This is a genomic window from Rubrivivax sp. JA1026, from assembly GCF_011065555.1.
Lineage (GTDB): Bacteria > Pseudomonadota > Gammaproteobacteria > Burkholderiales > Burkholderiaceae_C > Rubrivivax > Rubrivivax benzoatilyticus.
The window spans coordinates 142,155-155,589 of sequence record NZ_JAALCQ010000012.1 but is presented as its reverse complement, the minus strand read 5'-3'; the positions used below and the strand labels follow the sequence as shown (position 1 = coordinate 155,589).

10 protein-coding genes are annotated in these 13,435 nt (G+C 72.9%); 7 read left to right on the top strand and 3 right to left on the bottom strand.

The genetic code is table 11. The features are described 5' to 3' along the window. The first annotated feature begins 79 nt into the window (after positions 1 to 79). From smc to G5B56_RS18705, 3 genes are all read left to right on the top strand, one after another. Positions 80 to 3,595, top strand: a complete 3,516-nt coding sequence (gene smc / locus G5B56_RS18715; protein WP_164964216.1) for a chromosome segregation protein SMC — start codon at positions 80 to 82, stop codon at positions 3,593 to 3,595. Further along, positions 3,592 to 4,641: a cell division protein FtsZ gene (locus G5B56_RS18710; RefSeq protein WP_164964215.1), complete on the top strand. Its 1,050-nt coding sequence runs from the start codon at positions 3,592 to 3,594 to the stop codon at positions 4,639 to 4,641. The genes smc and G5B56_RS18710 overlap by 4 nt, the downstream gene beginning before the upstream one ends. A 97-nt stretch (positions 4,642 to 4,738) precedes the next feature. Continuing rightward, positions 4,739 to 5,779 (top strand): lytic transglycosylase domain-containing protein, encoded by a 1,041-nt coding sequence (locus G5B56_RS18705; RefSeq protein ID WP_164964214.1) that lies wholly within the window; start codon positions 4,739 to 4,741, stop codon positions 5,777 to 5,779. A 7-nt stretch (positions 5,780 to 5,786) separates the two neighbouring features. Here G5B56_RS18705 and G5B56_RS18700 read toward each other — a convergent pair whose 3' ends face one another. Both G5B56_RS18700 and G5B56_RS18695 read right to left on the bottom strand, forming a co-directional pair. Beyond that, the gene (locus G5B56_RS18700) at positions 5,787 to 6,170 is read right to left on the bottom strand and encodes a VOC family protein (protein ID WP_164964213.1); all 384 of its coding nucleotides are present in this window, start codon (positions 6,168 to 6,170) and stop codon (positions 5,787 to 5,789) included. Positions 6,171 to 6,190: 20 nt separating this feature from the next. Continuing rightward, positions 6,191 to 6,961, bottom strand: coding sequence for a DeoR/GlpR family DNA-binding transcription regulator (locus G5B56_RS18695; protein ID WP_164964212.1), 771 nt, complete (start codon positions 6,959 to 6,961; stop codon positions 6,191 to 6,193). Positions 6,962 to 7,071: 110 nt separating this feature from the next. Here G5B56_RS18695 and G5B56_RS18690 point away from each other — a divergent pair, with 110 nt between their 5' ends. Further along, positions 7,072 to 7,908, top strand: a complete 837-nt coding sequence (locus G5B56_RS18690; protein WP_164964211.1) for a PaaX family transcriptional regulator C-terminal domain-containing protein — start codon at positions 7,072 to 7,074, stop codon at positions 7,906 to 7,908. Then, on the top strand, positions 7,905 to 9,557 hold the full coding sequence (locus G5B56_RS18685; RefSeq protein WP_164964210.1) for an isovaleryl-CoA dehydrogenase: 1,653 nt from the start codon (positions 7,905 to 7,907) through the stop codon (positions 9,555 to 9,557). The genes G5B56_RS18690 and G5B56_RS18685 overlap by 4 nt, the downstream gene beginning before the upstream one ends. 4 nt (positions 9,558 to 9,561) lie before the next feature. Here G5B56_RS18685 and ccoG read toward each other — a convergent pair whose 3' ends face one another. Continuing rightward, positions 9,562 to 10,968, bottom strand: coding sequence for a cytochrome c oxidase accessory protein CcoG (ccoG, locus tag G5B56_RS18680; RefSeq protein ID WP_240920850.1), 1,407 nt, complete (start codon positions 10,966 to 10,968; stop codon positions 9,562 to 9,564). A gap of 158 nt (positions 10,969 to 11,126) precedes the next feature. Between ccoG and G5B56_RS18675 the strand changes: the two genes are divergently transcribed. Next, positions 11,127 to 12,551: a PLP-dependent aminotransferase family protein gene (locus tag G5B56_RS18675; protein WP_164964209.1), complete on the top strand. Its 1,425-nt coding sequence runs from the start codon at positions 11,127 to 11,129 to the stop codon at positions 12,549 to 12,551. A gap of 102 nt (positions 12,552 to 12,653) precedes the next feature. Continuing rightward, complete coding sequence (locus tag G5B56_RS18670) at positions 12,654 to 13,412, top strand: hypothetical protein (RefSeq protein ID WP_029718372.1); 759 nt, start codon at positions 12,654 to 12,656, stop codon at positions 13,410 to 13,412. The last annotated feature ends 23 nt before the right edge of the window (positions 13,413 to 13,435 follow it).

Sequence of the window (13,435 nt, the reverse complement as noted above, 5' to 3'; positions counted from 1 at the left end):
GCGCGCTCCCCCGTCGAGCGCGTTTTGCCATGTAGATCAAGCACTTGCGTGTTTTGACCCACCGTCAGCGGCCGCCTCGATGCGACTGAACCAGATCAAGCTCGCCGGCTTCAAGTCCTTCGCCGAACCGACCACCTTCCAGCTGCCCGGGCAGCGTGTCGGCGTCGTCGGCCCGAACGGCTGCGGCAAGAGCAACATCATGGACGCGGTGCGTTGGGTGCTCGGCGAGAGCAAGGCCAGCGAACTGCGCGGCGAGTCGATGCAGGACGTGATCTTCAACGGCTCGGGCCAGCGCAAGCCCGCCAGCCGGGCCAGCGTCGAACTCGTCTTCGACAACAGTTCGGCGCGCGCCGGCGGCCAGTGGAACGCGTTCTCCGAGATCGCCGTCAAGCGCGTGCTGACGCGCGACGGCACGTCCAGCTACTTCATCAACAACCAGCCGGTGCGCCGGCGCGACGTGCAGGACGTGTTCCTCGGCACCGGCCTGGGCCCGCGTGCCTACGCGATCATCGGCCAGGGCACGATCAGCCGCATCATCGAGAGCCGCCCCGAGGAGCTGCGCCTGTTCCTCGAAGAGGCCGCCGGCGTCTCCAAGTACAAGGAACGCCGCCGCGAGACCGAGAACCGGCTGAAGGACACGCGCGAGAACCTGACGCGCGTCGAGGACATCCTGCGCGAGCTGAACCTCAACCTCGAGAAGCTGGAGAAGCAGGCCGAGGTCGCCGCCGCCTACCGCCGGCTGCAGGACGACGGCACGACCAAGCTGCATCAGCTGTGGTTCCTGAAGGCGCGCGACGCCGCCGGCGAGGAAGAACGTGTCAAGACCGCGGTGCTGGCCGCGACCAACGTGCTCGAGCAACGTTTGGCCGAGCTGCGCCACGTCGAGGCCGAACTCGAGCAGCTGCGCCAGGCGCACTACGAAGCCAGCGACGAGCTGCATGCGCGCCAGGGTTCGCTGTCCGAAGCGGCACTGGAAGTGAGCCGGCTCGAGGAACGCATCCGCTACGTCGTCGACGGCCGCCAGCGTGCCGAGCAGCGCCTGGCCGCACTCGACGCGCAGAACGAGGGCTGGCGCGAACGCCAGGCTGCCGCCGAGGCCGAGCTTGAAGACATCGCCGGCCAGATCGTCGCCGCCGACGAAGAGGCCGACGTGCTCGTCGCCCAGGCCGAGGACCAGGGGCTGGAACTGCCGGCGCTGGAAGACGGCCTGCGTGCCGCCCAGGCCGACGCCAACCGCCAGCGCAACGCCGTCACCCAGGTGCAGCAGCAGATCCAGGTGCTGGCCGCCGACAGCCGCAACCTCGACGAGCAGGCGCGCCAGCTGCGCACACGCCGCGAGCGCCTGGCCGGCGAGCGCCAGCAACTGCAGGCGCCCGACACCGCGCGCCTGGACGCGCTGCGCGAAGACGAAGCCGTCGCCGCCGCGCGTCACGAAGAAGCCGAAGGCCGGCTGCACGAGCTGTCCGAGCAGGTTCCGGCACTCGACGAGCAGCGCCGCGCCGCGCAGGCCGCCGTCAACCGCGAGAACGCCAGGCAGGCCGACATCGCCGCGCGCCTGGAAGCACTGCGTACGCTGCAGGAGAAGGTGCAGACCGAAGGCAAGCTCAAGCCCTGGCTGGAGCGCCACGGCCTCACCGGCATGCAGGGCCTGTGGCGCCAGGTGCACATCGAGCCGGGCTGGGAGACGGCGCTGGAAGCCGCGCTGCGCGAACGCCTGAACGCGCTCGCCGTCGGCCGCCTGGACACCGTGCGTGCCTTCGCCGCCGACGCCCCGCCGGCCAAGCTGGCCTTCTACGCGCTGCCCTCGGGCGCCATCGCCAGCACGCACGCCACGCTGCCGCGGCTGGCGGACCTGCTGCGCCTGGGCGACGCCGGCCTGAAGGCGCTGCTCGGCGACTGGCTCGAAGGCGTCTACACCGCCGACTCGCTGGACGCGGCGCTGGCCGCACGCGGCCAGCTGACGCACGGCGAAGTGGTGATGACGCGCGAGGGCCACGCCGTCAGCCAGTACGCCGTCGCCTTCTACGCGCCCGACTCCGAACAGGCCGGCCTGCTGGCGCGCGCCCAGGAGATCGAGAACCTCGACCGCCAGCAGCGCGCCCAGACGCTGATCGCCGAGGAGGCTCGCACCCAGTCCGTGCGCCTGGAAGCCGCCTACACCGAAGCCAGCGGCCGCCTGTCCGCCGCACGCCGCGAAGCCGCCGAGGCGCAGAACCGCGCCCACGCGCTGCACGTCGAGCTGCTGCGCCTGAGCCAGCAGGCCGAGGCCGCGCTGCAGCGCCGCGAGCAGCTCGGCGACGAGCTCGCCGAGATCGACGCCCAGATGGAGGCCATCGAGGAACGCCGCGCCGTCGGCGAAGCGCGTTTCGAGGAACTCGACGTCGAACTCGGTGACGCCCAGCAGCGCCACGCCGACCTGGAAGACGAGGTCATCGCCGCCGACCGCCGCCTGGCCGACGCACGCGAGCAGCAGCGTGCGCTGGAGCGCCAGGCGCAGGAAGCGCGTTTCCAGGCCCGTTCGCTGGCCGCTCGACGCGACGAGCTGCAGCGTTCGCTGGAAACCGCGGCGGCGCAGATCGCCGCCAACGAGCAGGCCGCCGAGCAGATCCGCACCGAGCTCGCCGGTTTCGACGACGCCGCGGCCGAAGCCGGGCTGCAGGAAGCGCTGGCGCTGCGCCTGGATCGCGAACGTGAACTCGGCGCCGCGCGCAGCCGCTACGACGACCTGTCGGCGCAGATGCGCCGCGCCGACGAGCAGCGCCTGGGGCTGGAGCACGGCATGGCGCCGCTGCGCGAGCAGATCACCAAGCTGCAGCTGGAGCAGCAGGCGGCGCAGCTCGGCGGCGCGCAGTACCTGGAGCAGCTGCAGGCCGCCGAAGTCGACCTGGAGGCGCTGGCCACCGGCATCGAGCAGGGCGGCGTCAAGCTCTGGGGTCTGCAGACCGAGATCGACCGCATCAACCGCGAGATCGCGGCGCTGGGCGCCGTCAACCTCGCCGCGCTGGACGAGCTGACCGCCTCGCGCGAACGCAAGACCTTCCTCGACGCCCAGCTCGCCGACCTGACCGACGCCATCACGACGCTGGAAGACGCGATCCGCAAGATCGACCTGGAGACACGCGACCTGCTGGGCAGCACCTTCAACCAGGTCAACGAACACTTCGGGCGCATGTTCCCGTCGCTGTTCGGCGGCGGCCAGGCCAGGCTCGTGATGACCGGCGACGAGATCCTCGACGCCGGCGTGCAGGTGATGGCGCAGCCTCCGGGCAAGAAGAACAGCACCATCCACCTGCTGTCCGGCGGCGAGAAGGCGCTGACCGCGATCGCGCTGGTGTTCGCGATCTTCCAGCTCAACCCGGCGCCGTTCTGCCTGCTCGACGAGGTCGACGCACCGCTGGACGACGCCAACACCGAGCGTTACCGCAACCTCGTCACCGAGATGAGCGCGGGCACCCAGTTCCTCTTCATCAGCCACAACAAGATCGCGATGGAGATGGCCGAACAGCTGATCGGCGTGACGATGCAGGAGCAGGGCGTCTCGCGCATCGTCGCCGTCGACATGGAAGCGGCCATCGGTTTCGCCGAAGCGGCATGACCCTCACCACGGCACTCGCCCTCGTCGGCGGCCTCGTTCTCGTTGCCCTGATCGTCCAGGGCTGGCTCTCCACCCGCCGCGCCGGCCCGCGCCGGCCGGACGTCCAACCCGACGCGCCCGAGCGTGTCGAACCCGGCCTGGGCAGCGCGCCTGCCACCGGCGATCCGGCCGACGAACCGGCGCTGGACGCCGCCCCGGCGCCGCCGCCCCCGGGCACACGCCGCCCGGCGCGCCTGGACGCGCTGATCGACGCACTCGTGCCGATGACGCTGGAGTCGCCGGTGACCGGCGATTTCGTGCTCTCGCACCTGCCGCCGTCGCGCCGCGCCGGCACCAAACCGTTCTACGTCGAGGGCCTGGACACCGAGACCGGCGACTGGGAACAGCCGCGGGCGGGCCACCGCTACGGCGAACTGCAGGCCGGCGTGCAGCTCGCCAGCCGCAGCGGCGCGCTCAACGAGATCGAGTACTCCGAGTTCGTGCAGAAGGTGCAGGCCTTCTGCGAAGCCATCGGCGCGATGCCCGACTTCCCCGACATGCTGGAAGTCGTGGCCCGCGCCCGCGAGCTCGACGGCCTGGCCAGCCCGCTGGACGCCCAGCTGACCGTCACGCTGCGCTCCAACCACGTCGCCTGGTCGGTGGGCTACCTGCAGCAGGTGGCCCAGCGCCTGGGTTTCCTGCCCGGGGCGCTGCCGGGCCGGCTGGTGCTGCCGGGGCCCGAGGCCGGGGCGCCGCCGGTGCTGGTGCTGAGCTACGACTCGCAGGCCGCGCTCGCCGACGACGCCCAGATGGCGGCCGTGCGCGACTGCACGCTGACGCTGGACGTGCCGCAGACCGAGGCCCGCCACGAACCGTTCCCGACCTGGCACCGCGTGACGACGACGCTGGCCGACGAGATGGACGCGACCATCGTCGACGACCAGGGCCAGCCGGTCACGCTGCACGCCTTCGACGCCATCGGCCGCGAGCTGCAGCAGCTCTATGCCCAGCTCGAGCAGCTGGACCTGGCCGCCGGCTCGCCGGCGGCGCGGCGGCTGTTCAGCTGAGCGGCCGACCGGCGCATTCCGTCACGCCCGGCGCCCAACGACCCGCCGAGCTCGGGGAGAGCGGGGCGCTGCCGCGCGGCCTAGACTCGCTGCGCCGATGAAGCCGTGCCGCCCTGCCGCCGTCGTGCGCGCCGCCCGAAGCGGCCGCGCCGTCCTCGCCGCCACCGCCTGCTGGCTGGTGCTGGCCGCGCACGCGCAGGCGGTGCCCGACCTGTCGGCGCTGCCGCGGCCCGACACCCCGCCGCCCGAACGCGGGCCGGTCGTGCCGGCCCAGGTCGAACGCTGGCGGCTGGAGGCCAAGGCCCACGAGTACGGCGACGGCGTGCCGCGCGACGCGCTGCTGGCCGCGCAGCTGTATTGCCGGGCCGCGCGCTACGGCGACGCCGAGTCGCAGTTCAACCTGGCCTGGATGCTGACCAACGCCCGCGGCATCGAGCGCGACGAGGCGCAGGCCGCGCACCTGTTCGCTGCCGCCGCCGAACAAGGCCTGCCGCAGGCGCTGAACATGGCCTCGCACCTGGGCGCGCCGCTCGGGCCGCCGCCGCCGTGCCTGCGGCCGCCGGAGCAGGACCCGCTGACGGCCACCGCCCGGCCGCAGCCCCGCGCCGGCGCCGTGCGTTCGCCGTCGGCGCTGTTCGCCGCGCTGCCGCCGCCGGCCAACGCGCCGCAGCCCATCGTGCGTTTCGTCGACCTCGTGGCGCCCGAGTACAAGCTCGCGCCGCAGCTCGTGCTGGCGGTGATGGCCACCGAGAGCGGCTTCGACCCCGGCGCGCTGTCGCCGAAGAACGCCCAGGGCCTGATGCAGTTGATGCCCGACACCGCGGCACGTTTCAAGGTGCGCAAGCTGTCCGACCCGGTGCAGAACATCCGCGGCGGCATGGCCTATCTGCGCTGGCTGCTGGCGTACTACCAGGGCGACGTGCTGTTCACGCTGGCCGCCTACAACGCCGGCGAAGGTGCGGTCGACCGCTACCGCGGCGTGCCGCCGTACGCCGAGACGCGGGCCTACGTGCGCCGCATCCTGGCGGCGCTGGGCGGGCAGCGCTGGCACCCGTACGACCCCGAGGCGGCGGCGCCGTCGCCGATGTTGTCGACGCTGTCGGCCGCGGCCGCGTCGCCGCCGACGCGGCTGCGCTGAGCCGGGTTCAGGCCGTCACCTCGACACGCGTGCCGTCCGGCGTCGCGATCACCGCTTCGTAGAAGCCGTCACCCGTGCGGCGCGGCGCCGAGAGCAAACAGCCTTCGGATGCACTGAGCGTCGCCAGCGCATCGACGGCCGCCGCATCGCCGAGCGAGATCGCGACGTGATCCCAGCCGACGGCGTCGCCGGCCGGCGCGTCGGCCAGCCAGGGTGCGGCCATCAGCTCCAGCCGCAGCGTGTCGCCGGGCAGTGTCGCGAAGATCGAGACGAAACCCGGCCGGCGTTGGCTGCGGTAGGGCGGGGCGATCGTGGCGCCGAACAGGCGTTGCCAGAAGGCGGCCGAGGCGTCGAGGTCGCGGGTCCAGAGGGCGACGTGGGCGAGGCGCATCGGGTGTCTCCGGTGAAGGTTCAGACCGGCGCGTCGGCGTGCAGGATGGTGGCGCCGGCGGCGGCCAGCGCGGCGGCATCGGCGTCGTGTTCGACGATCACCGTGCCCAGCGCCTGCAGCGCCGCGAAACGGTGCGGCGCACGCGTGCCGAGCTTGTCGTTCGTCACCATCACCACGTGCTCGCGGCTGGCGGCCAGCAGCGCACGCTTGAACTCGGCGTCGGGCGCGTCGTGCGCGCTGGCGCCGGTCTCGGCCGAGATCGCGCAGGCGCCGACGAAGGCGCGGTCGATGTCCAGGCGCTGCAGCGCCAGCAGCGCGGTCGTGTCGACGCAGCCGCCGACCGTCGGGTCGACGACGCCGCCCAGCATCAGCAGGCGCAGGTCCGCGCGGCGAAGCAGCGCCGCGGCGATGTCGACCGAGTTCGTCGCCACCGTCAGCGCGTGGTCCTCGGGCAGCAGTTCGGCAAGCGCGAGGTTGGTGCTGCCGTTGTCCAGAAACAGGAACTCGCCGCGGCGCACGGTGGTGGCGGCCGCGCGTGCCAATGCACGTTTGTGCACGAGGTCGGCGCCGCTTCGCACCGCCATTGGCAGCACTCCGGGCATCGGCGGCAGCGCGCCGCCGTAGACGCGGCGGCAGCGGCCTTCGGCGGCCAGCGCGCGCAGGTCGCGGCGGATCGCGTCTTCCGAGACGGAGAACTCGGCCGCCAAAGCCGCGGCGGCAACGCCCTGGCCGGCGGCGAGCCGGGCGGCTATCAGTTCGCGGCGGGCAAGCGGGACGTCGATGGATTCCATGCACCGAGGATAAACGTGCACCAACAAGAATGCAAACGTGCAACTTCTGGCGATTGTCGGCAGGGATTACGGCGATAGGAGATTCCTGTCGACGCACGTAATGTCTTGGCATGGCCCCCGACCCCCGATCGCTGATCCTCAGCCTGCTGCTCGGTGCCGAACGCAGCGGCGACACGGCGCTGGCGGTGCCCGAACTGCTGGCTGCGGCGGCGCTGTTCGGTCTGCCGGAGAACACCGTGCGTGTCGCGCTGACCCGCGCCGCCGCCGCGGGCCTGCTGGTGGCGCCGGCACGCGGGCGCTACGCGCTCGGCCCCGCGGCAAGGCCGCTGGCCGACGCGGTGCTGGCCTGGAAACGCCTGCCCGAACGCCTGGTCGCGTGGCGCGGCGACTGGCTGGCGGTGCACGTCGGTGCCGCCGGCCGCAGCGACCGGCCGGCGCTGCGCGCTCGCGAGCGGGCTTTCGGCCTGCTCGGCCTGGCCGAGTTCGAACGTGGCCTGCACCTGCGGCCCGACAACCTGGCCGGCGGCGTCGAGGCGCTGCGCGAGCGCCTGGCCGCGCTGCTGCCCGACGGTGCCGCCGTCGGCACGGTGTTCGTGCTCGGCGGGCTGTCGGCCGCCGACGCCACGCGTGCTGCGTCGCTCTGGGACGGCGCGGCGCTGGACGCCAGCTACCGCGAAGGCACGGCGCGGCTCGCCGCCTGGCTGGACGCCGCGCCCGGCCTGGCGCCCGAGCAGGCGGCACGCGAGTCCTTCGAACTCGGTGGCGAGGCCATCCGCCGTCTGGTCTTCGACCCGTTGCTGCCGGCGCCGCTGGTCGACGCCGAGGCCCGCGCACGCTACCTGCGCACCGTCGAACGTTTCGATGCCGCCGGCCAGGCGATCTGGCACGGCTTTCTGGCCCGATCACGCGCTGCCCGTGCCGCCGAAACCGAGGAGATCCACCGATGAACCCGAACGACAGCGTGCTGGCCGAGACCCACGAGGTCTTCAACGTCGGCGCCGAGCTGCCCGACCATGACGCCTACCGCGCCGACGCCGCGCTGGTCGAAGCCGTCGTGCGCGAAGGCGCGGCCTGGGCCGACGACGAGCTTAGCGCCTTCGGCCGTCTGACCGGCGCTGCCGCCTACCGCGAACTGGGCGCCGAGGCCAACCGCCACCCGCCCGAGCTCGACACCCACGACCGTTTCGGCCGCCGTGTCGACCAGGTGCGCTTCCACCCCGCGTACCACGAGCTGATGCGCTCGGCGATCGAGCACGGGCTGCATTCGGCGCCGCACACCGCGCCGCGGCCGGGCGCGCACGTCGCGCGTGCAGCCGCGTTCTACCTGCAGAGCCAGGTCGAGGCCGGCCACGGCTGCCCGGTGACGATGACCTTCGCCTCGGTGCCGACGCTGCGCACGACGCCGGCGCTGGCCGAGGCCTGGCTGCCGCGCATCACCGCCCGCGTCTACGACCCGCGCAACGTGCCCGACGCGCAGAAGGCAGGCGTCACGATCGGCATGGCGATGACCGAGAAGCAGGGCGGCTCGGACGTGCGCGCCAACACGACGCAGGCGCGGCCGGCCGGTGCCGGCGGCGTCTACGAACTCGTCGGCCACAAGTACTTCGTCTCGGCGCCGATGTGCGACGCCTTCCTGGTGCTGGCGCAAGCGCCGGGCGGGCTGAGCTGTTTCCTGCTGCCGCGCTGGCGGCCCGACGGCACGAAGAACGCGCTGCAGCTGCTGCGGCTGAAACGCAAGATGGGCAACGTCTCCAACGCCAGCAGCGAGACCGAGCTGCGCGGCGCGCTCGCCTGGCGCGTCGGCGACGAAGGCCGCGGCGTGCGCACGATCATCGAGATGGTCGCCTGCACGCGTTTCGACTGCATGGTCGGCTCCAGCGCCGGCCAGCGTGCCGCGGCGGCGCTGGCGCTGCATCACGCCACGCTGCGTTCGGCCTTCGGCCGCCGCCTCGCCGAGCAGCCGCTGATGCAAAACGTGCTCGCCGACCTGGCGCTGGAGAGCGAAGCCTCGCTGGCGCTGACGATGCGCCTGGCGCGTGCGATGGACACGCCCGGCGACGCCCACGAGCAGGCGCTGCTGCGCCTGGGCACGGCGATCGGCAAGTACTGGGTCTGCAAGCGCACGGCCGCTCACGCCGCCGAAGCGATGGAGTGCATCGGCGGCAGCGGGGTCATGGAGGACAGCCCGTTCCCGCGCCTGTACCGCGAGGCGCCGGTCAACGCGATCTGGGAAGGCAGCGGCAACGTGCAGTGCCTGGACATGCTGCGCGCCGCCGAGAAGGCGCCGGCGGCGCTGCACGCCTTCTTCGCCGAGCTGGCGCCGGCGCGTGGCGCCGACCGCCGGCTCGACCGCTGGGTCACGGCGCTGCAGGACGAGTTCGCCGAGCTCTCCGACCTGGAGTTCCGCGCGCGCGGCCTCGTCGACCGCATGGCGCTGGCGCTGCAGGCCTCGCTGCTGGTGCGCCACGCCCCGGCGGCGGTGGCCGACGCCTTCTGCGCCTCGCGCCTGGGCGGCGGCGGCGCGCGCCAGTACGGCACGCTGCCGCGTGGGGTGGACGTGGCGGCGATCGTGGCGCGGGCGATGCCGGCGCTCTGACGGCTCAGCGCGGCATCAGAAAGGTGCTGGCCTCCTCGACCCGCGGTCCCGCGCTGCCTTCGGCCGGCTCGAAGACCAGGCGGATCGTGCGCACCCGTTCGCCGTCGGCCAGCACCGGCGCACGCACGCTCAGCGGCAGCGTGTGTTCGCCGGCCGGCGCCAGCTCGATCGCGCCGGCGCCCAGCACCTCGGCACCGTCCAGGCCCTGCACCCGTGCCTGCAGCCGCCAGGCGTGTTCGCTGGCGTTGGTCAGGCGCACGCGGTAGACGTTCTCGACCCAGCCCGGCTCGGCTTCGCGCGCCATCACGCCGCGGTCGCGCATCAGGTCCACGCGCAGCGGCGAGCGCATCACCAGCCCGGCGGCCAGCGCGCTGCCGACGCCCAGCAGCAGCGCGCCGTAGACCGGCACGCGCCAGCGCCGCGCCGGCGCCGGCTGGCCGTCGAAACGGCGCTGGCTGTCGAAACGGATCAGCCCGCGCGCGTCGCCCAGCTTGTCCATCACCGCGTCGCAGGCGTCGACGCAGACGCCGCAGCTGATGCACTCGCTCTGCAGCCCGGCGCGGATGTCGATGCCGGCCGGGCAGACCTGCATGCACAGCGTGCAGTCGACGCAGGCGCCCTGGCCGCGTGCGGCGGCGTTCTCGCCGCGGGCGTGGTGGCCACGCGGTTCGCCGCGCTGGCGGTCGTAGCCGACGATGTGCGAGTCGGGGTCGAGCATCGAACCCTGGAAACGCGCGTACGGGCACATGTGGCGGCAGACCTGCTCGCGCAGTTGCCCGGCGTTCAGGTAGGTGAAGCCGCCGTAGACCAGCGCCCAGAAGGCGTACCAGCCGGCGGTGCCGGCCAGCAGCGCCGGCAGCAGCTCGCGCATCGGCGTGAACCAGGCGACGAAGCTGATGCCGGTCCACAGCGACAGCGCCGTCCAGGCCAGATGTTTGCCGCCGCGGCGTGCCAGCTTGGCGGCGCCCCAGGGCGCCGCGTCCAGGCGCTGGCGCGCCGCACGGTCGCCTTCGAAACGTGCCTCCAGCCAGATGAACATCTCGGTGTAGACCGTCTGCGGGCAGGCGAAGCCGCACCACAGCCGCCCGGCCAGCGCGGTGACGAAGAACAGCAGCAGCGCGCTGAACACCAGCAGCCCGCTGAGGAACACCATGTCCTGCGGCACCAGCACCAGGTCGAAGAGGTAGAAGCGCTGCGTCTCCAGGCTGAACAGCACCGCCGGCCGGCCGTTCCACGGCAGCCAGGGCAGGCCGTAGAACACCGCCTGCGTCAGCCAGACCAGCGCCCAGCGCCAGCGTGTGTAGCGGCCGGACGTCGAACGCGGGTGGATCTTCAGCCGCGGCGTCAGCAGCGGCGTGCGGCCGTCGGCGGCCACGGGCTTCAAGGGGATCACGCGGGCGGGTGTGCTCATGGCGTCTTGCGGGAAGTCAAGCGCACTGTGCCGCGTCGAAACTGATCCGATAAGACTCAGAAGCCAGACAAAAAACCGGATCAGATGGCCCGCCCGAGGGCATCGCACCCGGCCGCTCCCAGCGGCGCTACAGTGGCTCGCCAACCGGGACCGGATCAGTGAAGCGCTACGAACGTTATGCAGAAGAGATCGCCGAACTGATCCGCAGCGGCACGCTGCGGCCGGGCGAGCGCCTGCCCTCGGTGCGCCAGGCCAGCGCCAGCCGGCGCATCAGCCCGGCGACCGTCTTCGAGGCCTATTACCGGCTCGAGGCGCGGGGCCTGATCCAGGCGCGGCCGCGTTCGGGCTACTACGTCGCCGAGCCGGTGGCCGCACGCGCCACCGAGCCGGCGACGGCCTCGCCGAGCCCGCGCACGACCGAAGTCGAGATCAGCGAGCTGGTCTTCGACGTGCTCGGCTCGACACGCCGGCCCGACGTCGTGCCGCTGGGCTCGGCCTTCCCGAGCCCGGCGCTGTTCCCGCTGGACGCGCTGGCGCGCACGCTGACGCCGGCGATGCGCCGCCTGGACGCCGGCCGCATCGTCGAAGAGCTGACCACCGGCAGCGAGGCGCTGCGCCGGCAGATCGGCCTGCGCTACGTCGTCGCCGGCACCGCGGTCGACGCGCGCGAGCTGGTCGTCACCGACGGCGCGATGGAGGCGCTGAACCTGTGCCTGCAGGCCGTCACGCGGCCCGGCGACCTGGTCGCCGTGGAGTCGCCGACCTTCTACGCCGCGCTGCAGGCGCTGGAGCGGCTGCAGCTGCGCGCCGTCGAGGTCGCCACGCACCCGCGCCACGGCGTCGAGATCGATTCGCTGGCCGAGGTGCTGCAGCGCCACCCGGTCAAGGCCTGCTGGTTCATGCCCAGCTTCCAGAACCCGCTGGGCAGCCTGATGCCCGAGGCGAACAAACGCGCGCTGGTCGAGCTGCTGGCGCGCCACGGCGTGCCGCTGATCGAGGACGACGTCTACGGCGAGCTGCACTTCGGCGCCCGCCGCCCACCGCCGGCCAAGGCCTTCGACCGCGACGGGCTGGTGATGCACTGCAGCTCGTTCTCCAAATGCCTGGCGCCGGGTTACCGCGTCGGCTGGACGGCGGCGGGGCGCCACGCCCAGGCGGTGCAGCGCCTGAAGCTGATGACGACGCTGACCACCGCGATGCCCTCGCAGGAGGCGCTGGCGGCCTACCTGCAGCACGGCGGTTACGACCGCCACCTGCGCCAGCTGCGCCAGGCGCTGGCCGACAGCCAGGCGCGCATGCTGGCGGCGCTGGCGCGCCACTTCCCGGCCGGCACGCGCGTCACGCGGCCCGAAGGCGGCTACTTCCTCTGGGTCGAGCTGCCCGAAGGCGTCGACGCGCTGCTGCTGCAGCGCCAGGCGGCGGCGCACGACATCGGCCTGGCGCCGGGGCCGCTGTTCTCGGCCGACCGGCGTTTCGCGCGCTGTCTGCGGCTGAACTACGGTCACCCGGGCGATGCACGCATCGAGCCGGCGCTGCGCACGCTGGGGCAGCTGGCGCGGGCCCAGCTCGGCGGAGGGCACTGAAGGCGGCCGCCGCATCCCTAGCTGGTCTGCGGGCAGGCCGGGGTTCGCAGCGTAGGCTGCCGGAGCCGGCGCCTCCCCGCGTGCCGGCCCCGAGGAGGGCCCATGTCACGAGATCCCGTCCAGTACGTGCGCGCACTCGCGCTGCCCGAGATCGAACGCCGCGTCACGCGCAGCGGCGCCAGCGTGCCGGAGTTCGGCAGCGGCCAGGAGGTGGTGGCCGTGGGCGCCCAGCTCGCCGAGTTCCGGCCGGTCGTCAAGCCGGCGCAGCGCTCGGCGGTGGCCGACTGCCTGCTGTTGGCGCAGCTGGCCGCCAACAAGGCTTCCAACGGCAACCCCGACGTGATGGCCTGGTACACGAAGTACGTCGAGGTGCTGCAGAACGTCGGCTGGACGACTCGGTCGATGGAGTTCCACGACACCGCCGTCGGCGACGACAACGCCGGCGTGCACCAGGCGATCCTGCCGGTGCTGACCGCCGCGCTCGGCGGCGCCGCGGTTGCCGCGACCTCGCTCGTCGTCTCGGTGCTCAAGGGCCTGAAGGAGATGGACGCCGGCAGCCCGTGGATCACGATCTTCGACCGCAGCAGCATGCACGTCGGCGGCGCCAAGTTCCAGCTCGGCTCGGTCGACGCCGACGAGGCGGCCGGGACCGTCAACGTGCGGCTGGCGGCCCTGGCGATCGAGGCGCGCCGCCAGATCACCCAGGTGCTGTTCTTCAAGCTCGCGTCGGAGCACGCGAGGCTGCGCGCGGCGCAGGCGCACTTCGACATCGGGTTCGAGCGCCTGCTCGCGGTGCAGCCGGCGGTCGCGGCGCGGGTGCAGCCCTTCCTGCTGGACAACATCGGCAAGGTCGAACTCTGAGCCCGGCCGGCCCGACGCGACAC